Origin of the sequence: Bacillus sp. ISL-41 (assembly GCF_018613235.1) — a bacterium.
GTDB lineage: Bacteria > Bacillota > Bacilli > Bacillales > Cytobacillaceae > Mesobacillus.
Genome location: NZ_JAGGQP010000004.1, coordinates 1 through 26,382 on the forward strand (window position 1 = coordinate 1; position 26,382 = coordinate 26,382).

General features: G+C 42.2%; 27 protein-coding genes and 1 riboswitch. Of the genes, 9 read left to right on the forward strand and 18 right to left on the reverse strand.

Going from position 1 to position 26,382, the window contains the following annotated elements; genetic code table 11:
* Nucleotides 1-179: 179 nt before the first annotated feature.
* From J7I80_RS01930 to J7I80_RS01955, 6 genes are all read right to left on the reverse strand, one after another.
* Nucleotides 180-533: a hypothetical protein gene (locus J7I80_RS01930; protein WP_214735751.1), complete on the reverse strand. Its 354-nt coding sequence runs from the start codon at nt 531-533 to the stop codon at nt 180-182.
* Nucleotides 534-649: 116 nt separating this feature from the next.
* Nucleotides 650-2,113 (reverse strand): DUF4153 domain-containing protein, encoded by a 1,464-nt coding sequence (locus J7I80_RS01935; RefSeq protein ID WP_214735752.1) that lies wholly within the window; start codon nt 2,111-2,113, stop codon nt 650-652.
* 101 nt (nt 2,114-2,214) lie between these two features.
* A complete protein-coding gene (locus J7I80_RS01940) occupies nt 2,215-2,856 on the reverse strand; it encodes a DUF1700 domain-containing protein (RefSeq protein WP_214735753.1) in 642 nt (213 codons plus the stop codon).
* Nucleotides 2,837-3,184 (reverse strand): PadR family transcriptional regulator, encoded by a 348-nt coding sequence (locus J7I80_RS01945; RefSeq protein WP_214735754.1) that lies wholly within the window; start codon nt 3,182-3,184, stop codon nt 2,837-2,839. Before J7I80_RS01945 ends, J7I80_RS01940 begins: the two co-directional genes overlap by 20 nt.
* Nucleotides 3,185-3,306: 122 nt before the next feature.
* Entirely contained in the window at nt 3,307-3,630 is a 324-nt protein-coding gene (sugE, locus tag J7I80_RS01950; RefSeq protein WP_214735755.1) for a quaternary ammonium compound efflux SMR transporter SugE, read from the reverse strand.
* A gap of 74 nt (nt 3,631-3,704) precedes the next feature.
* Nucleotides 3,705-3,803: riboswitch (guanidine-I (ykkC/yxkD leader) on the reverse strand.
* A gap of 44 nt (nt 3,804-3,847) precedes the next feature.
* Nucleotides 3,848-6,205 (reverse strand): sensor domain-containing protein, encoded by a 2,358-nt coding sequence (locus J7I80_RS01955; RefSeq protein ID WP_214735756.1) that lies wholly within the window; start codon nt 6,203-6,205, stop codon nt 3,848-3,850.
* A 452-nt stretch (nt 6,206-6,657) separates the two neighbouring features.
* On the opposite strand from J7I80_RS01955, the gene J7I80_RS01960 reads away from it, so the two are divergent.
* Complete coding sequence (locus J7I80_RS01960; protein WP_214735757.1) at nt 6,658-7,305, forward strand: DUF3939 domain-containing protein; 648 nt, start codon at nt 6,658-6,660, stop codon at nt 7,303-7,305.
* 103 nt (nt 7,306-7,408) lie between these two features.
* Here the strand turns inward: J7I80_RS01960 and J7I80_RS01965 are convergent, their stop codons facing one another.
* Entirely contained in the window at nt 7,409-7,777 is a 369-nt protein-coding gene (locus tag J7I80_RS01965; protein WP_214735758.1) for a YidH family protein, read from the reverse strand.
* A gap of 289 nt (nt 7,778-8,066) precedes the next feature.
* On the opposite strand from J7I80_RS01965, the gene J7I80_RS01970 reads away from it, so the two are divergent.
* Nucleotides 8,067-8,357, forward strand: a complete 291-nt coding sequence (locus J7I80_RS01970; RefSeq protein WP_192472869.1) for an ArsR/SmtB family transcription factor — start codon at nt 8,067-8,069, stop codon at nt 8,355-8,357.
* 68 nt (nt 8,358-8,425) lie between these two features.
* Here J7I80_RS01970 and J7I80_RS01975 read toward each other — a convergent pair whose 3' ends face one another.
* The 3 genes from J7I80_RS01975 to J7I80_RS01985 form a co-directional block, all read right to left on the reverse strand.
* On the reverse strand, nt 8,426-9,343 hold the full coding sequence (locus J7I80_RS01975) for a cation diffusion facilitator family transporter (protein ID WP_214735759.1): 918 nt from the start codon (nt 9,341-9,343) through the stop codon (nt 8,426-8,428).
* Nucleotides 9,344-9,506: 163 nt separating this feature from the next.
* Entirely contained in the window at nt 9,507-10,916 is a 1,410-nt protein-coding gene (locus J7I80_RS01980) for a SpoVR family protein (protein ID WP_214735760.1), read from the reverse strand.
* Between the two features lie 68 nt (nt 10,917-10,984).
* Nucleotides 10,985-11,308: a DUF3889 domain-containing protein gene (locus tag J7I80_RS01985; protein ID WP_214735761.1), complete on the reverse strand. Its 324-nt coding sequence runs from the start codon at nt 11,306-11,308 to the stop codon at nt 10,985-10,987.
* Between the two features lie 190 nt (nt 11,309-11,498).
* Between J7I80_RS01985 and J7I80_RS01990 the strand changes: the two genes are divergently transcribed.
* Nucleotides 11,499-11,753 (forward strand): YhdB family protein, encoded by a 255-nt coding sequence (locus tag J7I80_RS01990; protein WP_041966370.1) that lies wholly within the window; start codon nt 11,499-11,501, stop codon nt 11,751-11,753.
* A gap of 124 nt (nt 11,754-11,877) precedes the next feature.
* On the opposite strand, the gene J7I80_RS01995 is transcribed toward J7I80_RS01990, so the two are convergent.
* From J7I80_RS01995 to J7I80_RS02005, 3 genes are all read right to left on the reverse strand, one after another.
* Entirely contained in the window at nt 11,878-12,600 is a 723-nt protein-coding gene (locus tag J7I80_RS01995; RefSeq protein WP_214735762.1) for an SDR family oxidoreductase, read from the reverse strand.
* Nucleotides 12,601-12,640: 40 nt separating this feature from the next.
* Nucleotides 12,641-14,386: a phospho-sugar mutase gene (locus tag J7I80_RS02000; RefSeq protein WP_214735763.1), complete on the reverse strand. Its 1,746-nt coding sequence runs from the start codon at nt 14,384-14,386 to the stop codon at nt 12,641-12,643.
* 678 nt (nt 14,387-15,064) lie between these two features.
* Complete coding sequence (locus J7I80_RS02005) at nt 15,065-16,603, reverse strand: bifunctional GNAT family N-acetyltransferase/carbon-nitrogen hydrolase family protein (protein WP_214735764.1); 1,539 nt, start codon at nt 16,601-16,603, stop codon at nt 15,065-15,067.
* Nucleotides 16,604-16,884: 281 nt separating this feature from the next.
* On the opposite strand from J7I80_RS02005, the gene J7I80_RS02010 reads away from it, so the two are divergent.
* Together J7I80_RS02010 and J7I80_RS02015 are read left to right on the forward strand one after the other, a co-directional pair.
* Entirely contained in the window at nt 16,885-17,322 is a 438-nt protein-coding gene (locus tag J7I80_RS02010; RefSeq protein WP_214735765.1) for a disulfide oxidoreductase, read from the forward strand.
* Nucleotide 17,323: 1 nt separating this feature from the next.
* A complete protein-coding gene (locus J7I80_RS02015) occupies nt 17,324-17,794 on the forward strand; it encodes a thioredoxin family protein (protein ID WP_214735766.1) in 471 nt (156 codons plus the stop codon).
* Nucleotides 17,795-17,849: 55 nt separating this feature from the next.
* Here J7I80_RS02015 and J7I80_RS02020 read toward each other — a convergent pair whose 3' ends face one another.
* Nucleotides 17,850-18,248, reverse strand: a complete 399-nt coding sequence (locus tag J7I80_RS02020; RefSeq protein ID WP_214735767.1) for a YhcU family protein — start codon at nt 18,246-18,248, stop codon at nt 17,850-17,852.
* Nucleotides 18,249-18,437: 189 nt separating this feature from the next.
* On the opposite strand from J7I80_RS02020, the gene J7I80_RS02025 reads away from it, so the two are divergent.
* The gene (locus J7I80_RS02025) at nt 18,438-19,358 is read left to right on the forward strand and encodes an RluA family pseudouridine synthase (RefSeq protein ID WP_214735768.1); all 921 of its coding nucleotides are present in this window, start codon (nt 18,438-18,440) and stop codon (nt 19,356-19,358) included.
* A gap of 69 nt (nt 19,359-19,427) precedes the next feature.
* Here the strand turns inward: J7I80_RS02025 and J7I80_RS02030 are convergent, their stop codons facing one another.
* The 4 genes from J7I80_RS02030 to J7I80_RS02045 form a co-directional block, all read right to left on the reverse strand.
* Nucleotides 19,428-19,682 (reverse strand): GlsB/YeaQ/YmgE family stress response membrane protein, encoded by a 255-nt coding sequence (locus J7I80_RS02030; RefSeq protein ID WP_192472868.1) that lies wholly within the window; start codon nt 19,680-19,682, stop codon nt 19,428-19,430.
* A 464-nt stretch (nt 19,683-20,146) separates the two neighbouring features.
* Nucleotides 20,147-20,974 (reverse strand): aldo/keto reductase, encoded by an 828-nt coding sequence (locus J7I80_RS02035; protein ID WP_214735778.1) that lies wholly within the window; start codon nt 20,972-20,974, stop codon nt 20,147-20,149.
* A gap of 253 nt (nt 20,975-21,227) precedes the next feature.
* The gene (locus J7I80_RS02040) at nt 21,228-21,611 is read right to left on the reverse strand and encodes a DUF302 domain-containing protein (RefSeq protein ID WP_214735769.1); all 384 of its coding nucleotides are present in this window, start codon (nt 21,609-21,611) and stop codon (nt 21,228-21,230) included.
* A gap of 156 nt (nt 21,612-21,767) precedes the next feature.
* Nucleotides 21,768-21,950: an H-type small acid-soluble spore protein gene (locus J7I80_RS02045; protein ID WP_214735779.1), complete on the reverse strand. Its 183-nt coding sequence runs from the start codon at nt 21,948-21,950 to the stop codon at nt 21,768-21,770.
* A gap of 149 nt (nt 21,951-22,099) precedes the next feature.
* On the opposite strand from J7I80_RS02045, the gene J7I80_RS02050 reads away from it, so the two are divergent.
* The 3 genes from J7I80_RS02050 (at nt 22,100) to J7I80_RS02060 (ending at nt 26,346) form a co-directional block, all read left to right on the forward strand.
* A complete protein-coding gene (locus J7I80_RS02050) occupies nt 22,100-23,920 on the forward strand; it encodes a dihydroorotate dehydrogenase (protein ID WP_214735770.1) in 1,821 nt (606 codons plus the stop codon).
* Between the two features lie 376 nt (nt 23,921-24,296).
* Nucleotides 24,297-25,598, forward strand: a complete 1,302-nt coding sequence (locus tag J7I80_RS02055) for an NCS2 family permease (protein ID WP_214735771.1) — start codon at nt 24,297-24,299, stop codon at nt 25,596-25,598.
* A gap of 172 nt (nt 25,599-25,770) precedes the next feature.
* Nucleotides 25,771-26,346 (forward strand): YitT family protein, encoded by a 576-nt coding sequence (locus J7I80_RS02060; RefSeq protein WP_214735772.1) that lies wholly within the window; start codon nt 25,771-25,773, stop codon nt 26,344-26,346.
* The last annotated feature ends 36 nt before the right edge of the window (nt 26,347-26,382 follow it).

Sequence of the window (26,382 nt, forward strand, 5' to 3'; positions counted from 1 at the left end):
AGTGAAGGCGTTCTTTGACTTCAATGGCAGGACCGAAGCGTCTCGAGGAGTTAGGAGGCGAAACTAGACAAGCGACTCGAGGGGCTAGGCGCTGGAGCTGGCCAATGCTCGAAGTTGAAGTTGTATAAATTCGAATATTAATAAAAAAAGAGACTGCACGATCGCAATCTCTAAAAAAACTATTTTTCCTGCTGGACCATCAGGATTTCTTCCTCGACCCTCCCCAATTTCAACAGATGGGAATCAAGGCGTTTATGGATCGTGCTGAATTCTGTATTGTTTTTCATTTCTGCTTTGCTTAGCAATTCTTTTAACATATTTTCGATTTTTGCACTTTGTGCTTCTTCCATTCTTTCAAGTGCTTCTTTAATATCAGTTATATCGATCTGGTTTGATGTTACACGATGTTCAATGCTATCGACTTTTTCGAGTCGGTCAAGTCTTTTTTCAATGTTTTCGGTCCTTTTATTCAATGAGTCAATCGAACTTTCAATACCTTTTAAGAGATTGATGATTTCAGATATCCCTTCCATTTCACATGGCTCCCCTTTATTTGGCTTAAGGTTATTTTAACATCATTATTCACATCGATATGTTACAAAACTGGTAACAAAGCCGGCCTTTGTTTTCATTTTTGCCATATTCATTGTTACTGCATCTCCAGGTCCATTAACGCTTTTTCAGCGCTTCTTCTGGACATATTTATTGAATTCCAACTTTCTTCTGAATTCAGGAATTCCCTCTTCCTTTGCAGCAGCAAGTCCGAGAGACCTGGATATCCTGGATTAAGCTTATACAGCTCCACCAGTCCTTCTACACCTTCATAAGACAGCGAATTCAAATAGTAAATATCAATTTTTCCGGTTTCTGAGTAACGCTCCAAATTGCGGTCAACAACATATCGATCAAGCTGAATTGTGTTGATCAATGTATAAAAAAGAATGGCAGATATGATATAAAAGCGCACAAGTGAGAGCCTTTCCATCCATATCCTCATAAAGGAATAACATAATATCACAAGCAAGAAAACCATGAATGAATGGGCCAGAACCCTGGCAAAGGTAAACCCATAAGCCTCTTCATACATGAATAGTCGTATAAAAGCTGAATACAGCATCACTCCGGTAAAGATAACGAGGAGAGATAAAAGAGCTCGAATGAAAAGCCTCATAATTTTGGAAGTCTTATCAACATACGTAACAATAGTGGAGATGATCAACAAATTCAGCATGGTCACAAAAAGAAGTTCGAAGAATCCCCTGCGCGCAAATTCCGCATACGTATATCCAGCCTTTAAAGTCTCACTGAAAAAGTATTGGAATTGGACAGCGACAAATAGAAGGTACACTATATTCAATAAAGTGAGCACTGTCAGGATGATCACGCTATCCCATGACATCTTTTCTTTTGGCTGCGGGAATTCAGCAGGCACATGCTGCTTAGTCCTTAGCACCTGAAGTAAGCCAAAGATCATCAATGTAAAAATAATGACTGCAATCGTTCGCAGCACCTCTTCCTCTATCTTCAATCCCAAAAGCCAGCGAGGGAAGGCGCCTAAAAGGTTACCGAATTGCTGGTCGGCAGAGACAAGCAGGTTGACAATCACAAACAAAAGCGGGACTGAAATAGCCATTCCAATCAGTACTTTTCTGATTGTTGCACTCTTGCTCTCTTCAAGCCCTTTGAAAGCCAATTTAGCAGTTTGCATTAAAAACCTGAAAACATAGGCAATTGCTGCTCCTACTGTCAAAAAGAGCTTTTGGACGAATGGCCATCTATGCCATTGGTTATGAAGCGGGTAGGTAATGAGCACAAGTTGGATGAGGACCATCACTGGAATCAACAGGAAGTTCAATACATACAAAATCATATTCGACTTCAGGAAAAAACTTGTTGAAAGAAGCCATATTGAAGCAATCATCAAAAGTCCAAGCTTTTTATTAGCAAAAGAAAAGGAACGATATCTCCAAAAAAATACAACATAAAACACTGTAATAAACACAGGATAGGACAAGCCAATTATTCCATGCAAGAAAGACCTTTCAGCCAAGATCCCAAGAGCAAGACATACCAGGAAAAATATCCAGTCCTCTTTTTTCAATTTCATTTCCATTTCACTCTCCCCTTCCACCTAGAATAACTAGGCATTAATTCATAAAAATATCACCTATTAATTCTATATACATAGATATTCTATGTAATAGACTAAAAAAATTAGATGGAAGCCTTTTTCCCCCATCTATAACCAACCCAACAAATGGGATACAATAGTGCTGTAAAAAAAATACAAATAAAAATGAATACCGGGTTCAGCAACGGCTGGAACCAGTCATGCGGGATCAGCTTGAACAACGTCAGGTTCATGAGAATAATATTAGGCAGGATGGACAGGATAAACGTTTTTTTCATCAATCTTCGTCCCTTATGGCCAAACCCCTTGCCGATTTCATACCCAAGCAGTGCCCAAAAGAAGAGGTAAAGCAAAATGATCACAGCTGGTATCGATGTCAGGCTTCTCCAGGCCATGTCAATAAGAGGGAAATCAAATAGATTATGCACGAGGGTTAGGATCGTGCCGCCAACGAAGAATATCAGGTTGGCCAAAATAAAAATCCATTGAGTTTTCACTGGGGTCGTTGACAGTTCTTCCTTCCAGATATCTGCAATCTCTTCCGGGGTCCCCAATCTGGAATAAATTTCAGATCTAATATCCGCCTCTTCTCTTTCATTGCCGTTAGACTCTTCAAGCATTTCTGTGATATGGACTTCATATTCAGCTAAAATTTGTTCTTTGTCCGTATGCTTCCCTAACTGCCTGCCAAGCTCGTCGAGAAATTCAGTCTTTAACTGGATCATTTTTCGTTCTCCTGATCACTTTGTTCATGACATTGACGAACTGCTGCCACTCTTCCGTTTTCTCAATGAGGACCTCTTTGCCTTCATCAGTAATCCGGTAATATTTCCTTGCCGGGCCTTTTTCCTGCTCCTGCCAATAAAATTCAATGTATTCCTGCTTTTCGAGCTTATGCAATGCCGGATAAAGGGTGCCTTCCTTTACCTGCAGACTGTGGTCACTGCGCTTATCCAGTTCTTTAACTAGCTCGTAACCATACATATCCCGTTCATTCAAAAGCTGAAGCAGCACAAGGGATGTGCTCCCTTTTAAAAGTTCACGATTAAACATCCTATCACCTACCTAGTAATAAAAGGTACCTATCGGCATCATAATATATATTGGTGGAAATTTCAAATTAAATTTCAAAAAAGCAGACTGCACTTTTCTGCTAGCCTGCTTCCTGAATATAATCAATTGCTTCCGGATGTTGCTTTCAGACCAATGATCCCAACCAGAATGAAGGCAACGAACATCAGTCTCATGAGGTTGCGCGGCTCTCCAAACAGGACAATCCCGAGTATAACTGCCCCTGCAGCTCCAATTCCAGTCCAGATGGCATATGCAGTACCAATTGGCAATGTTTTTACTGCCATGGACAAAAAATAAAAGCTTATGGCCATGCCTGCCAGTGTAATCAGCGATGGGACTGCTTTGGTGAAACCTTCTGTATACTTCAGGCCAATCGCCCAAACGATTTCAAATATACCGGCAATCACTAAATATAACCAAGCCATACTTGTTAACTCTCCTTTCATTATAAAGCGCAAGCGCTGTGCTGGAATAAAAAAACCCGGGAGATATCAATGATATCTCCCGGGTTTTTATCCCTCCGTGTACACAGACAATGCCTGTGCGCCCTCTCTCGGACCAGTCCAGCAAAAGCTGCGGAACCCTAGAGGACTTTTCATAAAAGAATAGTAACATATTCCACGAAGCCAGTCAAAACACCCGTCAGGTCTCCTGAAGCTCCCTGTTCATCATCGTTTCATATTCATTTGATGGCAATGGCGGTGAGTAGAAGTATCCCTGTACTTCCTGGCAGCCCAATGATTTTAACAGGTCAATCTGCGACTCCGTTTCTACTCCCTCGGCAATTACTTTTAACTTTAAATTCGTTGCCATAGAGACGATTGTGGAAATGATTTCGCGGTTTTCCTGGGAGTGTGAAATGAAGCTCTGGTCAATTTTCAAACGATCGACCGAAAGCTTGCTTAAATAACTCAATGAACTGTATCCTGTGCCAAAATCATCAATGCTGACCTCAATACCAATTTCCCTTAAAGCCTGGAGCTGTGCATTAATGCTGTCCTCCTTCTTAATCATGATACTTTCAGTTACTTCGATTTCGATCAATTCACCATAAAGTCCGTATTCTTTAAGTGTTTGCCTCATGAATTTCACGAAATCCTCCTGATAAAAATGGATGATCGAGATATTGATCGAAGTGCGGGGAACCTCATAACCCTGTCCCTTCCATTGTACAAGCTGGCTGAACACTTTCCTGATGATCAATCTCTCGAGAGGGACGATCAAGTTCGCTTCCTCAGCAATCGGGATGAACACACCTGGAGGAATCATTCCATGGCGTGCATGCTTCCACCTAGCCAGTGCTTCAGCCCCTGTAATTTCATTTGTTGCAGCATTGTACTTAGGCTGGTAAAAAACCGTGAGAGAATCACTATTTATAGCGTTCCGCAATTCATTCTCAAGTTCAAACTTATTCAGGTTGTGATCCACCATGCTTTGGTCAAAAAACTGAAAGTGGTTCGCACCGTTTTCTTTTGCTTTATACATTGCCATATCAGCAAACTTCAGCAATAATTCAAGATTATCTGTATCTTCTGGATACCTTGAGATCCCAATACTAGCCGTGATCAGAAATTCCATTCCCTCCGCAAAAAGCGGACTCTGGAATGCCTGCACAATCTTGTTTGCAACCCCGTCTGGCTTATTCCCTCCAGTAACAAGAATCGCAAATTCATCTCCGCCTATTCTTGCAACAAGGCATTCCTCCGGCACAACTTCTGAAAGCTTCCTGCCGATCTCTACCAAAATCTTATCACCAAATGAATGCCCAAATGTATCATTGATTCTTTTAAAACGATCAAAATCAAGATATATCAAGGAAAACCCTTCATCCTTAATAAATTGCGCTGCCATGACTTTCTCTAGATTCCGTCTGTTAGGCAAATTAGTCAGTTCATCATGATAGGCCAGATACTCAATCATTTTGTCTGCTTTTTTCTGTTCTGTTATGTCCCTGACTATTCCAAAGACACCAACTGTTGTATTTTTAACGATGATTCTCACCGCTGTGATTCTCACGTCAGCATAAGTTGAATCCGCCCTTTTCAGAGTGGTTTCAATCAATTTCGTCTCACCGCTGAGCACTTTCATGAAATATTTCCTTATTTTCTTTTCTTCCTCGCTGCCCCCGATCAAATCGATAAAATGGAGGCCAGCTAATTCATTGGCCATATAGCCTGTCAGTTCTACTGCCTCTTTATTGACATTTAAAATATACCCTTGCAAGTCGACCCTGAATACAGAATCGGGGTTATGGGTGAACAAGGATAAATGAGACTGGACGTTCTTCATGATCAATTTTTCGCCAAAAAGGTCCGGTACGAGCATGAATAATAAATTTGCTGTTGCCATATAAGCGAACGGCGCCAGGTAAGAATGTATGCCGCTTCCATCTGTAACGTCCATCATTGAAGTCAGGACAATATACGGGATACCTCCCATTGCCATGCCGCCAAGGACACTGCCTGTATACTTATACTTTTTTACAAACTCATAAATATCTTCGTTCGTAATCTGCATCAAAAACCTGATGAGCGAAAATGAAGTGACCAATATCATCAGAAACGAAATAATGGATAAAATTGGCTGGATTTCGATAGCTTCCCTGAAGATTATATAAAATGCCGTATATTCAGCCGCCATAATGCTGGCAGCGATTAATAGACTAGTGAATACGTACTGAGCAGTATTCGCAATATCCCTTTGCGCCAGACTCAAAGCTGCGTAAGATCCAAGTCCGCAAATTCCATAAAATATCAGGAAAAATAAATAAAAATTGCTTGTCGAAAATGGAACGCCTGCAGAAATAATCACAAATAGATGTGTCAGAAAGAATGTGAGAGCCAAAAGAAGCGAATACAGGACCATTTTACGTCTTTTTCTATCCACCGTTTTTTTGATTTGCCTGCTGAATTCAACTGCCATTATAGAAGAAATGATTAAAAAAACGACGGTCAATGCTATATTATTCAAGTCAAATATGTACATATGGGGAATATCCATCCTGCCCCTCGTTTCTGTCTGGTTTATTTGCTTTCATGGACTAGCGGTTCTGATATAAATAATCGTTGCCAGCGAGTTCGTATGACAATTTTCGAAAAAAAGAAGGAAGCTTTCTAATTATTATACAATATCCAACAATATAATTGACCGGTTTCTAAGGTAATTTTCATAATATTCAAAACCAACCCATACCAATCATGAAGAGAATTTAATATAATATAAGTAGAAACTGATCCGCTTTTTTATCCCGTCCCGACCCTTGCTTCAATCACCTAGTTGAACTCTTCCCAAAATACCACAAAAGCACAGACTCTTACTTTTATATCGACAAAACCAACATTATCTTAAGTTCAGTATGATTATAAGCCTTCACACATATATGGCGACCCCTATACTGTCAAGGGATTATGGTGTAATAAAGGCATTTCCTGCCTTGGAAAGGAGGGTTTAAGATGCAAACGGAGAAAGAAAGGAGAAGTAGCAGACGCTTAATTTCTGAAACAGCCATAAAAGTTACAGCTGCACTCGTCTGGCCAATCATCGGTTGCCTGTTAGACCTCATGTTCGATTTATTTCCGTATTTGACTATACTGGGATCCGCCGCAGGATTGGCCCATTTTATTATGCTCCATGCTAGTGCGGGAAAAAAGACAAAGGAAACCACCTGGCCAATTATTGAGGCAAGCGTTGACGAGATAAAAAAAGCAGTACGCACATATTCAGAACATCTGCCTAAAGGCGTATACCGAACTATTCTCGTCAAGGAAGACAACCGGATCGATATGGAACAACTTGCCCCCCTCCTGAAAGGAATGCCATCACGAAAATTTTATATGTCAAAAGAAACATACGATATTTTCACTGAGGAAGAAAAAGATCTCGCAATAACGATTGATAAAGTCCAAAAGGCAGTAGACCTTTATGTTAAGGAGCATAAGGAATACCCTGTGCTTCCATATGACCCACTGCACAGAGTGAATTATTATCAGCTGTTGAATGCCCACTGCCTCGATATCCAGCCGGAGATTGAGCTATATATCACCAATTACGATGGTCTCATAACACATAAAAAACCAGAGCAAAACAGCACCGACAATTGATAGTACCGTTGCTCTGGCTTTTTTTCCGCCAATGGCCTAAAAGAAGCTTGGAAGTCCCCTGAAAAAAATTCTCGATGAAAATCCGAATTATCAATATGACATTTCAAAATAGAATGCTGATTAAATAAATACCGAGTAACAGAAAGATCAAAAAAATGATCCCCGTGGAAATTTTTATCAGGTTGCTGGCTGATTCGAAGGTTTGCCTGTTAATTTTTTTCCGCACCGAGAAATAATGTGTGGTCGCAAAAAACAGGATGATCAAACCAATCAACAAAGAAAATATGCTGACAAAAACAGCAATCGTGTCTGCAGCCTGGCTTACTGACCTGATATTATTAAAATGCAAACTCGATGCCAGAAAACCAATCCCTATTATGGCGATTGATGTCCGGACCCAGGCAAGGTATGTACGCTCATTTGCAAGGTGCTGCTGGATATATTTTGATTCATTTGTATAGTTCTCGTCCACCTCTTCACCTGCTTCCTGCCTCTATTAACTAAAGTTTATCATCCGGTTATAATAATTCCTGTTCATTTGCTCATCCTCATCACTATTTGCATGTTTTATATTTCCACCTCAACAGGAATAGTTATTCATACTAATGTTAAGAGGTTGGGATTTTCGTTCAGACGCTGATGGACTCTATTTTCCAATCAGAAATCTCGTCTGAATTTACAACCGTGATTTCACTGTCTTAAGGTATAATAGAAGCAGGAGGCTGATTAACTTGGAAGAAAAGAAAAAGAACACGCCTGAAATGGATTTGGATGAGGAAACATTATTCATGGTTTCCCAGACCTTCAAAGCCCTTTCAGATCCGACGCGGCTCAGAATCCTCCATCTGCTGCTACAGGGGGAACATTCGGTTAATGAAATAGCAGAAAAGCTCAACTTGCTGCAATCGACCGTTTCACATCAGCTGCGCTTTTTAAAGAATCTCAGGCTCGTCAAATTCAGGAGAGAAGGCACTTCGCTCTATTATACTCATGACGACGAACATGTCATTGACCTGTTAAAGCAAAGCATAGAACATGCCAGCCATCATTGAGGGGAATGCCCATCAATATTGGCTGGCACGTTTTTATGCATATGGCCCCTTGTAATTGATCCTATAAATTAATTGCAAGGCCCATGGGCGCATGGGCATCCATGTTCCTCCCCTTCTACCTGAAGTGTACTATGATCAATCCCAAAGCGGTCATGCAACAGCTTCTGGGCTTTGTGAAGAACTCTGTCATGCGCTCCTTCCCCTTTGACGGCAATATGCCCGCTAAGCATCAGCACGCCTGAAGTAATCGACCAGATGTGGACATCGTGCATATCCTTCACTTCGGGAATCTTCATTATTTCATCTTTCACTTCATTCACGTCAATCTGCTCAGGTGTGCCTTCCATCAATACATGAAAGCTCTCCTTCGTCACTCTCCAGCCGCTTATGATGATAAGAATGGCAACTGCCACGCTCGCGATGGGATCTGCAAGTCCCCAGCCAAAGAAGTTTATCAGCAATGCTGCTGTGATTGCTCCAACTGAACCAAGCATATCTCCCAACACGTGAAGGAAAGCGCTTCTTACATTCAAGTTTTCATCCTTATCTCCACTCATCAGAATCCACGCTGCAATGATATTGACAATCAGCCCAATAACGGAAATCGTCAGCATTCCCATGCTTTGAACTTGCGGAGGATCTGTAAAACGATGGTATGCTTCAACAAATATATAAATTGAAATAATAATTAAGGTAAGACCGTTTAAAGCTGCTGCGATGATTTCGAATCTTTTATAGCCATACGTCTTTGATTGTGTGGCCTTTCTTTCGCCAAGCTTCATCGCGAACAAGCTCAAGCCAAGTGCAGCTGCATCGCTCAGCATATGGCCTGCGTCCGAAAGCAAAGCAAGGCTGTTTGTGATCACCCCGCCAATCACCTCAACAACCATGAAAGTCGCGATTAGAAGAAAAGCCCAGAATAAAGCCTTTTTATTGTTTGTATGGGCATGGCCATGGCTGTGGCCATGCGAATGATTATGTCCCATATGATCCCTCCCTGACTTATATATGAATATATGCTCATATATATAATTATGACTCATCTTTGAAATTGGTTCAAGAAAAAGCTCGTCTTTATTTTAATTACCTTATTATTGTAGTTTTTACACAAAAAAATAAAAAACCGCTGGAAATCAGCGGTTTTCTTGATTATAAATATTTGCGATGGATCCCTTTTCCATCATAGGTGTATAGCATAGTCCTGCTTTCGACCATTGTTTCGATATGGCATTTCCTGCCCCATAGCTGATGGACATATGGGAGTACTTTTTCCAAATATTTAATGTCGAGTTCAATTCCCTCAAAGCTGTGCGTGATATACAGCTCCCCATTCTTCAGATAATCGCCGTCTGTTACAGTCAAATACGGAAATCCTCCATTGACTCTCATGCTGACAAGCTGGTCACGAACCTGTTCCCACGCTTTATCGACGACTTTATATTCACGTCCTTGCTTTTGGAAAAGGTACATATCTTCACGCATGACCAGATCCTTCGTTAAATAATTACGTAAAAATGAAATATCCGATTCGATTTCGCGCACTTCAAACATTTTTTCCCGGCCTGAACCCGGCTTTACTCCTCGCCGTTTCATTTCCTCAGTAGGATTATCATAGCGCTCCTCGATATCTTCAAAAATTTTGATTCCTAAATAATATGGGTTGATGCCCGTCTTTGATGGCTGCACGACTCCGGCATTCAATTTTGCGAACTCGATTGCTTCGCCGCTCGTCAGGTCCATTTCCCTGAGAATCCGTTGATGCCAGTAAGAAGCCCAGCCTTCATTCATGATTTTCGTTTCAAGCTGCGGCCAAAAATAGAGCATTTCCTCACGCATCATTGTCAGGATATCCCGCTGCCAATCCTCCAGCTCGCGGCTATAACTTTCAATGAACAATAGCAGATCCTTCTCTGGGCGCGGCGGAAATTTCTTCTTCTTTATCTTATCTGTTGAATCTGTCTTTATGGATTCAAGATCCCAAAGATCATCATACGGAGTCGCTATTGTCGTTGGTTCGTCCTCAAAATCATCTTCGGCCGACCATGCTAGCTTCGGCCTCATCAACGATGGATCAATGTGCTCTTCGATGGCTAGCACCGCATCAAGGAAAGACTCCACCGCTTGTTTCCCATGCTGTATTTCATATTTACGGATTCTCTCCGCTGTTGCTGCCATGCTTTCAACCATATCCCGCTTTGTATTCTGAAAACGGACATTGTTCTTGAAGAAATCACAGTGGGCAAGGACGTGGGCAACGATTAACTTGTTCTGAATCAGCGAATTAGAATCTAACAAAAAGGCATAACATGGATTAGAATTGATAACCAGCTCATAAATTTTCGAGAGGCCTAAATCATAATGAAGCTTCATTTTATGAAACTGCTTCCCAAAGCTCCAATGGGAAAATCTTGTTGGCATTCCATAGGCACCAAATGTATAGATGATTTCTGCAGGACATATTTCATACCTCATCGGATAAAAGTCCAACCCAAACCCTTTAGCGATTTCGGTAATTTCAGAAATGGCATATTCCAGCGACTTTTGATCTTCCGACACCATCTCTCCCCCTTTCACCTCTTACAACAATGTATGAGAAAAAAAGGAGAATGATGAACAGGTTAGAAACTTTACTGCCGGTGTTGCTCAGTAATCGTAAGACTCAATAACCTTTCATTTTTTAAATCGTGTGCAACTTGCACTGTCATAATAACAGGTTTTCCATCGACACTGACCTTGTATTGAAATGAGTCGAGTACCTGGCGATCATCCATTTGCTTTCTGCCCTTATATTTATAATCCTGGACAGCTTCTCCTGGATATTCCTCCTTGATTACAGCAGTAGCGATCCGGCCATATTTTTCATAATCCGGCCTTTGTGCTTGAATATCAACTCTTTGGATTCCCAGTAACAAAATCAACAATACAGCCATGGTGAAAAAATACTTTTTCATCGTACACTCCTTTTTGTATACCAGCTTAGTGATTCCCACTTCGAAATATAGTCAATCCCGATCATTTTTACGCACTAATATACAGGTAAAACTTGAAAACCCCAGTAAACAGGGTCGTCCAACATTTTCTGAGGAAGTTCCGGCGTCAATTCCATATAATATTATCAACTCCTCATAAGGAGGATTGGATATGAATAAAACGGATTACGATCGGGCTTTGTATTACACGCACCGATCCCAATGGGATAACTTGCTTATCCTTATGGTCAGGACAGAGGACCAGTTCCTGGCCAAAAAGATCGAACATTTTCTCCACGCTTACAACTTTGAAAAAGATTATGCTGTCATTGAAAAGCGCCTGTACTCCCTGCTCAGATATATCGACCACGCAAATGAAGCCGCCGGCGATGACTACCTGGAAACCGCTGTAACCGGCTCGATTTAACAAGAGAATTCCACCAAAAAAAATAACACGGCCACCTATATTAAGGTGCCGTGTTTATTATTTTTTATGCTGATTTTTACTGGTAATTATTTGGTCTGAACTCACTTGCTAAATCGCCACTTGATCAGGCAATCGGGTAATTCTGCACAAGCGGATGGATGACGATTTCATCAATCAGCATATGTTTAGGGGCTGACGCCATGTAGACAACTGCGTTCGCGATGTCCTCCACCTTCAGCCAGTCATGTTTTTCCGGAAGCCCCTGTTTTGAGTCAGCGAAATAAGTATCAACCATTCCCGGATTGATGGTGCCGACGCGAATTCCAAACTCCCTCACTTCCTGGGCAAGTGCCCCGCTGAAGCCCTGGACAGCATACTTTGAAGCTGTATAAGCACTGCCATTAGGAATCGTGTATCTTCCTACATCAGATGAGATTGTAATGATGGTGCCTGATTTACGTTCCTTCATATGTGGAAGTACGGCTTTGGCGCCAAGGAATACACCTTGTACATTTACTTCAAATAGCTTTTTCCATTCCTCAACCGTGACTTCCTCTGCCAGTTTAAAAAAGCCGATTCCGGCATTATTGACAAGTACGTCAACCTGGCCAAATGCTTCCACTGTTTTTTCAACAAGGTTCTTCACCTGCTGCTCATCGCTGACATCGGTCTGGACCGCAATGACATCTGAAAAACCTTTCTGCTTCATTTCATCCGCTGTCTGATTGATTTCTTCTGAGCTGCCTGCAATCGCGAGCTTCATTCCCTGCTCAGCCAATTTCACGGCGATTTCCTTGCCAATTCCTCTCGAAGCACCTGTGACGATAGCTACTTGTTCTTTTAACATTTGAATACTTCCTTTCTTGCTGAAGTTCTAAGGTTGTGATTTACAAGTTCTTTGCAGCTTCCATTCTCTTTTCAACTGCTACCATGAAATCCTGTTCGATCTTTTGGAGCTTCTGCTTGCTTTCAGCCAGGCTCTTGTCGTTCACTCCAAAGTAAAATTTGATCTTTGGTTCCGTTCCAGACGGGCGCAGGCACACCCATGTACCATCCTCAAGATAGTACTTGATAACATTAGAAGAAGGAAGCTGGATTTTTTCTTCCTCATTGCTTTCATTCAGCCTTACACCTGTTAAATAATCTTCCACTGTGGTTACTTTCAATTCACCAAGCTGTTTAAGAGGTTCCTGGCGGAAGACTCCGAGCGTTTTCTGGATTAATTCCGCGCCCTCTTTTCCTTTTAGCGTCAGGGAACGCAGCCCTTCCTGATAATAACCGTATTGTTCAAAAACACTGAGGAGAGCTTCGTACAGGGACATGCCCTTCTTTTTATAATATGCGCAAACCTCGACAGCAAGCATCGCCGCCTGGACTGCGTCTTTATCACGGGCAAAGTCTCCGATTAAGTATCCATAGCTTTCTTCATAGCCAAACAGGAACTTATACTCACCTGATTCTTCATATTGCTTGATCTTTTCAGCAATGAACTTGAAGCCAGTCAGGACATCGATTGTCTCAACCCCGAAAGAAGAAGCGATTTTGCGTCCAAGTTCGGAAGTGACGATTGTCTTGAACACTGCACCATTGGCTGGGAGTGTTTCCTTTTCCTGTTTTTGAGTAAGGATATAATGCAGCAGCAGGGCTCCTGTCTGGTTTCCTGTCAGCACAATATATTCCCCATCCGGGTCTTTTACAGCGATACCGAGCCTGTCTGCATCAGGGTCCGTTGCAATGAGTACATCAGCATCGATTTTCTTCCCTTCACGGATCGCAAGCTCAAATGCGGCAGGCTCCTCAGGGTTCGGGCTCTTAACTGTTGAAAACTCAGGATCCGGAAGCTCCTGCTCTTTTACGACCGTGACGTTCTGGTATTTCAGGTTCGTCAGGATATTGCGCACAGGCATATTGGCAGTGCCATGCAATGGTGTGAAAACCACTTTCACATCGGCTTCATCCGAGAGTGTTGGATTTTCGGAAATCGTCATCAGCTTCTCAAGATACGCGCGGTCCACTTCGGACCCAATCATTTTGATCAAACCTTTTTCCTTCAGTTCCTGCTCGTCCATCACCTCGATTGAAAGTTCATTTTCAATCTCGTTTACCTTAGTGATCACTTCATCCGCACTATCTGGAGGCAGCTGGCCGCCATCTGGGCCATATACTTTATAGCCATTATACTCAGGCGGGTTATGGCTGGCAGTAATGACGATTCCTGCGTATGCATGCAAGTGCCGTACTGCAAATGAAAGCTCTGGTGTTGGCCTTAATTCTTCAAAAACATATGTCTTAATGCCGCGAGTTGCCAATGTCTTTGCAGCTTCCATTGCGAATTCAGGTGACTTATGACGGGAATCGTAGGCAATTGCCACGCCACGCTGCTTCGCTTCATTTCCTTGCTCATCTATGTATGCTGCCAGGCCTGCAGATGCCTTGCGGACAGTATATAAGTTCATCCGGTTTGTACCCGCGCCAATTTCACCGCGCATTCCGCCAGTGCCGAATTCCAGATCTTTATAAAATACTTCCTCTAATTGCTTCTCATTATCCTTTAATGAATCAAGTTCGGCTTTCAGTTCCGGATCCAATCCAGCAAAACCAAGCCACTTGTCGGCTTTCTTCTTCCAATCCATTGAATGACCTCCTGAAAATAAGATTTGAATCTTACAGCTAATTATAAAACAAGATGAAGCTTTATTGATAATTTTTGTTTATTTATTTGATGGAACATGGATACAGGACAAGAACTCATTTTTAGAGCATTATTGGTGACCACTTTTTCTAGTTTTTCGGATTTTAGGGCACCAATGGGCTCTATTGGTGACCTCTTTTTCTAGTTTTTGGATTTTTAGGGCACCAATGGGCTCTATTGGTGACCTCTTTTTCTATTTTTTGGGTTTTTAGGGCACCAATGGGCTCTATTGGTGACCTCTTTTTCTATTTTTTGGGTTTTTAGGGCACCAATGGGCTCTGTTGGTGACCTCTTTTTCTATTTTTTGGGTTTTTAGGGCACCAATGGGCTCTATTGGTGACCCCTTTTACCATATTTTGTAATCAAATGACTTTAATACGCTTTATTGGTGACCACTTTTACCGGTTTTTGGAATTCTAAGACACCAATACGCTCTATTGGCGCCCGCTTTTTCCAATTTTTAGAATCCCACGGTATCAATACGCTTTATTGGTGACCACTTTTACCGGTTTTTGGAATTATAGGGCATCAATATCCAAATCCCAAATTGAAATGACAGTTCACCGCAAAGAAAAAACACCTGGGAATCAGCGCTTTCTCCCAGGTGCTTCACCTGTTCCTACTTCTTATACTGAATGCGGTAAATGTCATGTCTGCGGTCCTTCAGCTGGCGGACTGTACCGTCCTGGCGCTGGCGGCGGAGGATTTCCAGGTCGACATCGCCGATCATGACCATTTCGATGTTCGGGTTCGTTTCGCCGACGATCCCATCCCTGGCGAATTCAAAATCAGATGGAGCAAATATCCCTGACTGGGCATATTGGATATCCATGTTTTCTGTTTGCGGCAGGTTGCCAACCGTACCCGAAATGACCGTGTACACTTGGTTCTCGACCGCTCTCGCCTGGGCACAGTAGCGAACCCGCAGGTAACCCTGGCGATCTTCGGTACAAAATGGGGTGAAAATGATTTTGGCTCCCATATCAGTGGCGATCCTCGCAAGCTCAGGGAATTCGATATCATAACAAATTTGAATCGCGATTTTGCCGCAGTCTGTATCGAACACCTTTAATTCATCGCCGCGGCTGATGCCCCACCATCTGCGCTCATTTGGCGTGATATGCAGCTTGTATTGCTTATCAATTGTCCCATCCCGACGGAACAGATAGGAAATATTATAGATCTCATCATTATCCTCTTTTACCAAATGCGAGCCGCCGATGATGTTGACATTGTAGCGGACAGCCAGGTCGGTGAACAGCTCGATGTACTGCTCTGTATATTCCGTAACCCTGCGCACCGCGAGCGAGGGTGATTTCTCATCCATGAATGACATAAGCTGTGTCGTGAAAATTTCCGGGAACACGGCAAAATCCGAACCGGCATCAGATGCAACATCCGTAAAGTATTCAACCTGGTGAGCCAAATCTTCAAATGACTTGATTTGTCTCATCATATACTGGACAACGCATATCCGGACAGGATTGCTGGTTTTATAGAATCTTTTCGATTTTGGCTGATAATCGACATTATTCCATTCCATCAATGTGGCGTACTTATTCGACTGGAGATCATCCGGCAAATAGTTCGGGTTGATCCTCATCAGAATGAAGTCGTTCCTCAGCTGGAATGAGAGAACCGGATCATAGATTTTATGCGAAGCGACCTGCCGGACATATTCTCTCGGTGACATTTCTTCTGCGTGCAGGTGGTAATTGGGGATCCTCCCGCCAATAATGATACTTTTCAAGTTCATCTGCCTTGCGAGGTCCTTCCTTGCTTCATACAAACGGTAGCCTACTTTCATCCTCCTGAATTCAGGATGGGTCATGACTTCTATTCCATATAAGTTATATCCATCAGGGTTGTGGTTAGTAATATAGCCTTCATCTGTGACATCATCCCAGCTGTGGCGATCATCGTATTCATCAAAGTTTATGATCAGACTCGAACAGGAGCCAACTACTTTCCCATCATATTCAGCAACAAATTGGCCTTCAGGGAAAATTTCAAGATGGCTCTGAAGCTGGTCCCGCTTCCACGGGTCCATTCCAGGAAAGCAGCTGTTCTGCATCTTGATAATCTCATCAATATCCTCTTGCTTCGTGTTGCGGATGATCATTCTTTTTTCAAATTTGGACAAATCCAATTCACTCATATAATCCTGCATCCTTTCTGTCATAAAAAAAATCGTTATATTAGCATTTACTTACTATGTATGTAAAAAACAAACAAGAATCAAAATCATCATCATATTCCTATACCCTAAATTCATCGGTTATAACTCTTTAATTAGCTTCTCCCTTTGTATTGGGAAAAATTATTTCACATAATGTTAATTGAAATATTTTATTACATTCCTTAAGATGTAATGAGAGATAAGTGTTTCTTTTATAAAAAATGTTTAAATAGAGATTATCTAGCTTAGGGGAGATTAGCTTGAAAGAGACGAAAAAAGATTCTAGGGAGTCGTATTTATTTGCGGCCTGGGCTGCATCGATCATTGCCATGTTCGGCAGTCTGTATTTTTCAGAAATCCGGCAGTATGAGCCTTGTCTCCTGTGCTGGTATCAGCGAATCCTGATGTATCCTTTTGCCTTGATACTCGGGATTGCAGTTGTTAGAAAAGATTATAAGATTACCTTTTATACGATGATTATGTCAGCTGTCGGCGGATTGATCTCGCTGTACCACTATTCATTGCAAAAGGTGCCATTCATGGCTGACAATGCTGTTACTTGCGGAAGGGTTCCATGTACAGGCCAATATATCAACTGGCTTGGTTTTATTACCATCCCATTCCTGGCACTAACTGCATTCATCATTATTTTTTCATTAAGCCTGCTGGTCTGGAAGAAATCGAAGGAGGAAGCGTAACTTGAAAAAGGTCATTGTTTTTCTATTAATTATCATTGCATTATTCGCAGCATTATTTTTTCTAAATAAGGCGCAAAATGAGGAAAAAGCTGAGGGAAATCCTTACGGGAAAGACACTTTGCATCCTGAAACCGTCAAACAGCTGGATGATCCGAACTATCAAAATATCATCCTGCCTGAAGAGCTGGAGAAAAAAATTGAAAACGGCGAGGATGTTACCGTCTATTTCCACAGTCCGACATGCCCTCACTGCGTTCGCACTACTCCGGTTGTTGCACCTTTGGCAGAGGATATGAATGTAGACCTGGTTCAATACAACCTCTTGGAGTTTGAACAAGGTTGGAATGATTACGGAATCGAATCGACTCCAACCATTGTACAGTACAAGGATGGAAAAGAAGTAAACAGGATCGTCGGCTATCAGGAAGAAGCAACTTTCGAAAATTGGTTCAATGAGAATACTTTAAAATAAATGGAAAACGCCTGCAATCGCAGGCGTTTTCATTTTGCATTATTTGTTGAACAATTTACAGCAAAAGTCTGTTGGCGGCTTTTGTATAAGTACTGATATAATCTAGATGAACATGCTTGGAATCACAAAATTGATTGTAATTAAACGGGAAGCAAATTCCGTAGTCTGTCAATGTCTGGACATTTTTACGGAACATCGACTGATATTTTTCAGGAATATGGCCAGACTCCAAAATAGAGATCAATGTCTGCATGCTTGTGATCACCTGGTATGCATCGCCCAGTGTACTAAATCTCTCGAACTGTTCGGGTCTCGTATGTAATACTTCAAGCCTTTCGAATTCATGAATGTCTTCATCCGTAAAGTACAATGGAAAAATATCAGTGTAAAAATATCTTGCCAGTTCTACCACTTTCTCTTCTTGTCCGGGTGTAGACGCAAATACAATTTTCAATGATCGACCCACCTTTTTATACCCTTTGTAATCTATTCGTAATATATATACCTAGAATAACATATTCATTCCAATTAACTGGGTGGTAATTATGTCCATGCATGCGGTAAAAGTTGACAGGCTCTTCTTCAATGCAAACAAGTTTTTTACCGTCAACTTAGTAAAAATTTATGAAGACAGGAGATCAATATGATACATACAAATAAAAAAGGCGAATGGTGTGAACTTGTCATTCCCGCTGAATGGGAAAAGCACACTCTTGAAACACTTTTCAAGGATTTTTGGAAAGCTCCGAAAAAAGTGGTCCATCTTTTGAGGATGGAAAAAAACGTCCTGATTAACGGACAAGTTCCCGATTGGACAACTCTCCTTAAAAAAAATGACCGCTTAAGCTTGAAACTTTTTACTGAAGAAGAACAGACTGTCCATCCTGAATACTTGGATGTTGATGTCCTGTATGAGGATGACCATCTGATTGTATTCAATAAACCGTCAGGCATGGATACCCATCCAAACGTGAGTGGCCAAGGCGGTACTTTGGCGAATGCTGCTGCTTTCCATATGGAGTCAAATGGAGAACTTACCCGGCCGCGTCATATACACCGACTTGACCGCGAGACAACAGGCGCCGTGCTTTTTGCGAAAAACCCGCTCATAACAGCCATTCTCGATAAAATGCTGGAGGAACGCGCAATTAAAAGAACCTATTTGGCTTTGGCTGACGGCATCATCAAACAGAAAAAAGGAACTATCAATAAACCTATCGGCCGGGACCGGCATCACCCAACGCGAAGAAGAGTTTCAGAGACAGGCCAGCAGGCCATCACTCACTTCAAAGTATTAGATAAAATAAAACATAAAAACCTTACCCTTGTTCAATGCTCACTTGACACCGGCAGGACCCACCAGATCCGGGTGCATTTCAGCGCGATTGGGCATCCGCTTGCTGGGGACACCCTTTACAGCGGAAGCGATACATTTCACAGGCAAGCGCTGCATGCAGTAAAAATGGAATTCACCCACCCGTTCACACAGGAAAAAATAATATGCCATGCACCTTTTATCGACCAACCGCCGATATTTTTTAACATTGATCCTAATGAGATTTAATTTTTTTATGAGGACGCGTAAATTTCCGCAAAAAAAAAATCCTTCCGAACTCGGAAGGATTTCTTTATATTAGTCAGCTTTACGCATGCTCTTCATGACAAGGCTGACGATGAATACCAATGCAATCGCACCAATTAATGCCGGGACAATCGCAAAGTCAGCAACTACAGGTCCCCAGTTTCCTAAGATCGCTTGTCCAATCCAAGCACCCACGAAACCAGCGATGATGTTACCGATGATGCCGCCAGGAATATCTCTTCCCAAGATTAATCCTGCTAACCACCCAATAATACCACCGATAATTAATGCCCAAAGAAAACTCATCATAATGTTATTCCTCCTTAAAAAGTAGATGTATTTTACAAGTAGTAATAGTGCTAAGGGGTTTTACACCCTTTTAAAGAGTTCAAACTGCAGCGAAGTAAAATTAGTCTTGCTGATTTTAGTTGCTTCCCGGGAGCTAACCAGCTTGCTCTAACAATATCTTACCTCAAATATCATGGTGTTAAACCAGTCTGTTCTGCAGTCGGACAAGCAGCAAATCTAAGATGTTAAATCGTGTTGTTTTCTGCTTGTACACCTACATTACCACCCAAAGATTATTTTAAAACCTTCCGGGATTTAATTAACCCTCTAACACCTGTCAGCACGCAGTTTTCTCTTTCCTTTTAATGTATCCATTTTCACAAATAAAAAACGGACTGAGTGTAATTCAGTCCATTTTTTCCAAGAAAATTCATTTTTTTGGATTCGCTTGTGCCAGGCATCATCCTGCTTATTTAGCTCTTTTAAAAATCAATATGGTCTGGATCGGCACCAAAACGATGGTCCTTATTGAGCCCATTGATCTCTTCCAGTTCTTTTTGATCTAGCTTGAAATCAAATATATCTGCGTTTTCTCTTAACCTTGACGGTGTGACTGATTTAGGAATCGGGATAATTTGATTTTGCATGTGCCATTTTAAAATAACCTGAGCAGGAGTCTTGGCGTGCTTTTCCGCAATCTTCCCCAGCACAGGATCATCAAGGAATCTTCCTCTGGACAATGGAGACCAAGCCTCTACTTTGATGTCATGTTCATGACAGAAATTTCGCAGTTGTGCCTGCGACAGCAGAGGATGGAGTTCGACTTGATTGATTACTGGCTTTTCTTTGCAATGGCTTAGAAGATCCTCCAAATGGTGTATTTTAAAATTGCTGACACCAATTGCCTTCACCTTGCCTTCCCTATACAACTGCTCAAGAGCACGCCATGTGTCCAGATATTTGCCTTTTACTGGCCAGTGGACGAGATATAAATCTAGATAATCCAGCCCTAACCTGTCCATGCTTTCATTAAAGGCTTTAAGCGTATTGTCATAACCCTGTTCTGAATTCCAGACCTTCGTTGTGATAAATAAATCTTCCCTCGGTATACTGCTGTTGCGGATCGCTCTTCCTACACCTTCTTCATTCTGGTAAAAAGAAGCTGTATCTATCAGCCGATATCCGAGTTCAAGCGCCGTCTGGATTGTTTCCTCGATTTGTTCTCCCTCCTCGACCTTATAGACACCGAGGCCAAAAGCCGGTATTTTCACACCGTTATGTAATGTATGCGTATCAAAAATGCTCACAATGAGCCGCCTCCTTTTTAGTCCATTTTATCCCTCGGCAAAGATTAAGACAAATCAAAACGGCTGCCATCCTGACAGCCGCCAAATCTATATAAACGGCTCAACGGCCGAAATTTTTTTGAATTAGTGTTTTAGTTCCCGGCAAAAATTTGTCCTAAACAGCCGGACAATACTTTTTCTGAAAATGGGCTTATCTTTATTTTTTCGACGAAAAAAAGCCCGGGATTGCCTCCCGGACCTCAGTTACAGTTAAAATTTATTTAATATTATCAATTGCTCCGATCAACCTTTTTTCAATGTCGGCCGCAATAGCTTGCAGGTCATCATTTTCAACAAATTTAATCAATTCAGTTGGCTTTGGCAGACCGACCTTGGTCGTACCGTTCTCTTTATATACTACAATTTTACAAGGGAGAAAATAGCTTACGATAGGATTCTTTTCAAGTACTCTTTTCGCTTCATGCGGATTGCATACTTCAAGGATGATATAGTCACCGTCAAGTTCCACACCTTTTCCCGCCAGTGTCTCCTTCATATTAAGGGACCAAAGGACACCAAATTTCTCCTCTTTCAAGCTTGCCTCAAGTGCAGATACTGCCTCATTCATTGACTTGTCCACTTCGATTGTATGATGGAACATTTTCATCTCTCCTTTCGATTTTAAAAAATACCTCTCTTATTCAGCGGATAAACCACTATAGGTATTATAAATATTGTGCCATAGAGAAAAACCGCCGTACACTATTTTGCATTCCGGCGGTCTACGGTCCTATAGTCTCTATAAAAGGGATGATGCTTAAGATCTCTCGTGCAGCTCAGTAATTTCGACAGTTGTCCTTTCTTCCAGCGGGCCGCGCAGGTGGACAGTGGCGGTGCGCCCATCTTCATTCAAATGATCAATCCACACAGATGCACCGTTGTAAGTGACATCTATTTCCGCAGACGATGAGAGTATTTGTTTTACACGATTCAAATCCATGTTTGTTACCTCCGCAATCAATTTTTTCTCCCCTATTTTAGCTTGAAGTATTTCTTTTTATTCAACCTTGAGAATTAAATGGGCTATCTGTCCCGGAAATGATAAGGTACGATAGAATAAAGGTAATGCCATAAAATCTGGAGGTCATTATGCCTGATTGGTCCTATCAACCATTATTTAAACCATGGCTGTCTATTTTACCCGGGAACACAGGACGGGAATTCATCCATCGCGGGATGTCCCTCCTCTCACAGCTACCCGGCGGCAGGCCGTTCATCGAATTTCTTGGGCATATGTCTCCGTCGGAAAAATTGTCGCGAAATCTTTTTGGACTTCATTTTAACAGTCCGATTGGATTAAGCGGGAAGATTGACCCGAGATTGTCAGGGATCAAAGCTTTCCCGAATCTGGGCTTTGGTGCAATTGAGGTTGGACCGATCACCGAATTCCCGAGTGAGCCGTACTCAGCAGCATGTCTTTCAGAAACACAAGATACGTTGGTCCTGCCAGAACATGCCGAAACGATAGGACTTAATGCAGCGAAAGAAAAATTAACAAATTCACGGACAGTACCTATCCTGATTCGGCTCAAGGAACCGCTCATCATCGCTGAGCATTTAAAAGATGCTGGCGATATCTTTATAATCGAAATTGATTCATTTGAAAGCCTTAATGATCTCACACATATAAAAATGGTTCTTGAAAACAAGCCCGTCCTTCTAGCAATCAGGCATTCGATGGTAGCCGACAATCTCTTGAAGCTTAAATCAGCCAGCCAATTTTCGGACGGAATTATGATTGAAGAAGACCGTATGGTAATTGCCGAAAAACAGGTATTGCCTATTCAACAGACAGATGGTATGGTTCATGCTTTAAACTTAATAAAAAGCGAAATTGATTTGCCTGTCATCACTTCCGGAGGAGTTGCACAGCCTGCCGATGCGCTCGTTCTGTTTGAAGCGGGTGCGGAGTTAGTCTTCCTATCCGGAGGCTATGTAGCCTCAGGACCCGGTTTGCCAAAAAGAATCAATGAGGCGCTAATGGACGAACTGGGAGGCGAGCAAAAAGTGCTTACAGGCTGGATCTGGTATTGGCTGTTCGGGCTATTTATCCTGCTTGGAGGAGCCGCGGTCTTATTCTTCAGTCTCACAAAGGTGATCCTCTTCTATGATGAAGCATTCATGCAAATGACCAGGCTTGAATTGATGGCCTATAACCCAAATCTATACAAATTCATGTCACATGACCGGATGACACTGGCCGGAACGATGATTTCGGGCGGGTACATCTATATGCAGCTGGCCAGGCATGGCGTTAAATACGGCATCCACTGGACACGAAAAGCTTTCAATATCGGGGCGATTACCGGATTCCTTGGCATTTTGCTATTCCTGGGATTTGGTTATTTTGACTGGCTGCACGGTTTGTTCTGGCTCATCCTGCTTCCTTTTTACGTCGCCGGGTTCGTAAAGACACGCAAGGCAAACCAGTCGCCCATTTCCAAAAATCGCGAAAACTCACCTTCCTGGAAAAAAGCAGTGTATGGCCAGCTTCTGTTTGTCATTCTTGGTTTCTCTTTTGTGCTCGGCGGGATTGTGATATCAACAATTGGGGCGACATCTGTCTTTGTCGATACCGACCTGAAATATATTTGCATGACACCTGAGCAATTGAATGCAATGAACGAAAAACTGATTCCCGTCATCGCCCATGACCGCGCTGGCTTTGGCAGCGCACTCTTCAGCGTTGGTCTGCTTGTACTTACCCTGTCGTTATGGGGATTCCATGAAGGTTCTGCCTGGGTATGGAGAACCTTCATGATTGGTGGGATTCCAGCGTTTGCAGCAGGAATTTTCACACACTTCTATATCGGTTATATTGATTTTATCCACCTGCTGCCTGCTTACTTCGCACTAGCGCTTTACATTGGGGGCTTGCTGCTGACGAAAGATTATTTTAATAAAAGGTGACTTTAGAGACTGCAGACAAAACCTGAAAATGGTGCCTTGTCTGCAGTCTTTTTTTCATCCACTGTAAGTTGATTCTTCTGTGAAGAACGGTACCCTTATAGAGAAGCATTTCGTAGCATAAGCGTATCTTTCCGCAAGAACGGTACCCTTATAGAGAAGAGAATCGGTGCATAAGGGCATCTTTCAGTTCGGTTCCTTTTGTTGATAAACTCTCTCGCATTAGGAAACAATACAGCTCATGATAGTAACCCTATAAAAAATAACCTATCTAACCTTAACTATTAGATTTTCTTCAAATTCCCCCTTGTAAATCTCTTTAAAAACGAATATTATATTTATTGTGTTTAAAAATCGTTCGTATTTTTGGAGGAAAATCATGTTTAAATTAAAAGAAAACAACACGAATATAAAAACAGAAATGATGGCTGGGATAACAACCTTCTTTACAATGGTGTATATCGTAGTTGTCAATCCTATTATCCTTGCTGATGCCGGTGTTCCCTTCGAACAAGTTTTCACAGCGACAATCATCGCTGCGGTGATTGGTACGCTTTGGATGGCCTTATTTGCTAATTATCCAATCGCAATCGCTCCGGGTATGGGGCTGAATGCTTACTTTGCCTATTCTGTTGTCGGCAATAACCAGAACATAACATATGAGACTGCGTTCGCTGCTGTTTTCATCGCTGGCTTAATATTTGTCATCTTATCCCTGACGCCTTTCCGCGAAAAATTGATTGAAGCAATTCCAGCCAACCTAAAGCATGGTATAACGGCAGGTATTGGCCTTTTCATTGCTTTTATCGGTTTGCGTCTTACAGGAATCATTACCGATCATCCGTCGAACCTGGTCGGCCTTGGGGATCTGCATTCTCCATCCGCACTTCTGGCATTAGCTGGACTTGCCGTTACACTCGTCCTAATGGTGCTAAAAGTGAATGGAGCATTGTTCCTAGGAATGGTCGTTACTGCATTGATCGCCTTCTTCACAGGCCAACTGGATTTCAAGGAAGGTTTTATGTCGATGCCATCGCTCCCTGAAGGCATGATTGTCCTGAATCCGTGGACAGCATTGATGGATGTTATACAGAACAGCTTATACGCTGTCGTCTTCTCTTTTATCCTGGTGACAATATTTGATACTACCGGAACAATGATCGGTGTAGCCCACCAGGCTGGATTGATGAAAGGAAATTCTATGCCCCGCGCAAGAGAAGCATTGCTGTCTGACTCGATCGCGACTGCTGCGGGTGCCATGTTCGGAACAAGCCCGACGACGGCTTACATTGAATCATCCTCAGGAGTTGCTGCGGGAGGACGTACTGGTCTTACCTCGCTGACGGTGGCAGGACTGTTCATCGCTGCTGCTTTCTTTGGTCCTCTTGTAAGCGCGGTTTCCGGTTTATCGGCTATTACTGCTCCGGCATTGATCATTGTCGGAAGCCTGATGATGGGAAGCATCTCTCAAATCAGCTGGGATGAACTTGATGAAGCCTTCCCTGCTTTCCTGATCATCCTGAGCATGCCGCTTACATCAAGCATCGCAACCGGAATCGCGCTTGGATTCATTTCCTATCCTTTACTCAAAGTTGTAAAAGGACAATGGCGTGATGTCCACCCGCTGCTTTACGTTTTTGCAGTGCTGTTCTTTTACCAGCTCGCATTTCTGCCACACTAAGATCTTGATACCCTAGAGAACCTGCCGATCGCGGGTTCTTTTTTTATCTACACGATGGATTTCTTGTTGGGCAGGTCCATTCAATGCTGAATATTACGTTTTTTACTCTGAGTTCTAATGCTTGTCTTTTTACATAGAAATAATGGGAGAAGGACAAGGCTGGTGATTTCGGATGACAGGAAAAGTTCTTGCTGTACTTGTGGGAAGCATACTGCTTGGAGTAGGGGTGAATGGTTTTCTCGTCCCACACCATCTCCTGGACGGCGGCATGATTGGCATTGGGTTGATCATTCACTATTTTTATGGATTTCCTACAGGCCTTACGATGATCCTCCTGAGTATCCCTCTATACGTATTGGCTTGGATATTGGAACGGAAATACTTTTTTCATAGCTTGAATGGTTTATTGGTATCAAGCTTTTTCATTGATTTATTCGCTCCTGTTGAGAAAGGAATCCACATGGGCATCCTCCCAAGCGCAATCTTGGGAGGAATATTGGTCGGATGCGGAATCGGCTTGATGCTCCGCTACGAAACGAGCACTGGCGGGACAGATTTATTAGCCCAATTGGTTCATAAATTTTTTCCTGTTAATGTCGGAATCTTGATTTTCCTAATAGATGGAATAGTAGTTTTATCGGGGTTGAAGATAATTGGAATGGAAAAATTCATCTATTCGTTGCTTACGATTACCTGCGTGGGATTGATGACGTCATTGTGTGTGATTAAACGGGATATAATTCATTGATTTTCGAAAAAAAAAGTAGAAAGCCAGCCAAAGTTT

What these genes read in the sequence shown, in the direction of transcription:
- J7I80_RS01930 (WP_214735751.1), bottom strand. Translation starts at nt 533, where the DNA reads ATGGAAGGGATATCTGAAATCATCAATCTCTTAAAAGGTATTGAAAGT.
- J7I80_RS01935 (WP_214735752.1), bottom strand. Translation starts at nt 2,113, where the DNA reads ATGGAAATGAAATTGAAAAAAGAGGACTGGATATTTTTCCTGGTATGT.
- J7I80_RS01940 (WP_214735753.1), bottom strand. Translation starts at nt 2,856, where the DNA reads ATGATCCAGTTAAAGACTGAATTTCTCGACGAGCTTGGCAGGCAGTTA.
- J7I80_RS01945 (WP_214735754.1), bottom strand. Translation starts at nt 3,184, where the DNA reads ATGTTTAATCGTGAACTTTTAAAAGGGAGCACATCCCTTGTGCTGCTT.
- sugE (WP_214735755.1), bottom strand. Translation starts at nt 3,630, where the DNA reads ATGGCTTGGTTATATTTAGTGATTGCCGGTATATTTGAAATCGTTTGG.
- J7I80_RS01955 (WP_214735756.1), bottom strand. Translation starts at nt 6,205, where the DNA reads ATGGATATTCCCCATATGTACATATTTGACTTGAATAATATAGCATTG.
- J7I80_RS01960 (WP_214735757.1), top strand. Translation starts at nt 6,658, where the DNA reads ATGCAAACGGAGAAAGAAAGGAGAAGTAGCAGACGCTTAATTTCTGAA.
- J7I80_RS01970 (WP_192472869.1), top strand. Translation starts at nt 8,067, where the DNA reads ATGGATTTGGATGAGGAAACATTATTCATGGTTTCCCAGACCTTCAAA.
- J7I80_RS01975 (WP_214735759.1), bottom strand. Translation starts at nt 9,343, where the DNA reads ATGGGACATAATCATTCGCATGGCCACAGCCATGGCCATGCCCATACA.
- J7I80_RS01980 (WP_214735760.1), bottom strand. Translation starts at nt 10,916, where the DNA reads ATGGTGTCGGAAGATCAAAAGTCGCTGGAATATGCCATTTCTGAAATT.
- J7I80_RS01985 (WP_214735761.1), bottom strand. Translation starts at nt 11,308, where the DNA reads ATGAAAAAGTATTTTTTCACCATGGCTGTATTGTTGATTTTGTTACTG.
- J7I80_RS01990 (WP_041966370.1), top strand. Translation starts at nt 11,499, where the DNA reads ATGAATAAAACGGATTACGATCGGGCTTTGTATTACACGCACCGATCC.
- J7I80_RS01995 (WP_214735762.1), bottom strand. Translation starts at nt 12,600, where the DNA reads ATGTTAAAAGAACAAGTAGCTATCGTCACAGGTGCTTCGAGAGGAATT.
- J7I80_RS02000 (WP_214735763.1), bottom strand. Translation starts at nt 14,386, where the DNA reads ATGGATTGGAAGAAGAAAGCCGACAAGTGGCTTGGTTTTGCTGGATTG.
- J7I80_RS02005 (WP_214735764.1), bottom strand. Translation starts at nt 16,603, where the DNA reads ATGAGTGAATTGGATTTGTCCAAATTTGAAAAAAGAATGATCATCCGC.
- J7I80_RS02025 (WP_214735768.1), top strand. Translation starts at nt 18,438, where the DNA reads ATGATACATACAAATAAAAAAGGCGAATGGTGTGAACTTGTCATTCCC.
- J7I80_RS02030 (WP_192472868.1), bottom strand. Translation starts at nt 19,682, where the DNA reads ATGAGTTTTCTTTGGGCATTAATTATCGGTGGTATTATTGGGTGGTTA.
- J7I80_RS02040 (WP_214735769.1), bottom strand. Translation starts at nt 21,611, where the DNA reads ATGTTCCATCATACAATCGAAGTGGACAAGTCAATGAATGAGGCAGTA.
- J7I80_RS02045 (WP_214735779.1), bottom strand. Translation starts at nt 21,950, where the DNA reads ATGGATTTGAATCGTGTAAAACAAATACTCTCATCGTCTGCGGAAATA.
- J7I80_RS02050 (WP_214735770.1), top strand. Translation starts at nt 22,100, where the DNA reads ATGCCTGATTGGTCCTATCAACCATTATTTAAACCATGGCTGTCTATT.
- J7I80_RS02055 (WP_214735771.1), top strand. Translation starts at nt 24,297, where the DNA reads ATGTTTAAATTAAAAGAAAACAACACGAATATAAAAACAGAAATGATG.
- J7I80_RS02060 (WP_214735772.1), top strand. Translation starts at nt 25,771, where the DNA reads ATGACAGGAAAAGTTCTTGCTGTACTTGTGGGAAGCATACTGCTTGGA.